Consider the following 897-nt stretch of genomic DNA (forward strand, 5'->3'; position numbering starts at 1 on the left):
TTTCTCAGCCTCAACGAGAAATACCACGCTAGTAAACTCGATGAGAAACCGTCACCACCCGGGTACTGGGGCAACGAAGAAGACGGGCGTGTGCTTCGCACGTACGTTCGCAACGACCAGTACACCATCGAATACGGAGAACGCTCTCGACTCGAACTCCCCATCGGTTCCGAACTCAAAGACGAACTTGGATTGAATCGGAACCAGCGTCTTCGCGTTGAAATAGCGGGAGACCCGAAATGGAACGGCGAGCAAGGCCGGTTAGAACTCGTGTACGACGAAACCGCTGAAGTGTTCAGGGCGTATCAACCAGTCACCATCGACGATTCTCGACTGGATTCACCACTGGCTTCGGAAGAAGCCGCTCTGGACGTTGGCGCGAACAACCTCGTCGCCTGCACAGTTTCGACCGGCTCACAATACCTATACAACGGACAAGGCTTGTTCGAGGAGTTTCGTTCAACCACGGTGCAAATCGCGTACTACCAGTCGCTCCTCGAAAACCAGCGCAAGTCCAGCAACCGAATCGACCGACTGTATCGAAAACGCACGAACCGACGTGACCACGCCCAAGACACGCTTGTCCGAGACATCGTTGGACGGTTGTACGACGAGGGTGTTTCAACGCTGTACGTCGGAGACATCAAGGGTGTTCTCGAAACTCACTGGTCTGCTCGTGTGAACGAGAAGACGCACAACTTCTGGGCGTACCGCCGGTTTATCAATCGCCTCGAATGCGTCTGTGAGGAATACGGAATAACGGTTGAGGAAGAATCCGAGGCGTGGACGAGTCAGACGTGTCCTGAGTGTGACGAACGCGAAGGGACTGTTCGCCACGAGGACTCGTTGACGTGTCTGTGTGGATTCGAAGGACATGCAGACCTCGTAGCGTCAGAA

The 897-nt window shown here is 54.6% G+C and carries 1 protein-coding gene; it reads left to right on the top strand.

The window, feature by feature from the left end; all coding sequences use genetic code 11:
* Positions 1-897 (top strand): IS200/IS605 family transposase (locus C493_RS01150; protein ID WP_007257551.1); only part of this gene is annotated, 897 nt, incomplete at both ends.

It is taken from the genome of Natronolimnohabitans innermongolicus JCM 12255 (assembly GCF_000337215.1).
In the GTDB taxonomy this organism is placed as follows: Archaea; Halobacteriota; Halobacteria; order Halobacteriales; family Natrialbaceae; genus Natronolimnohabitans; species Natronolimnohabitans innermongolicus.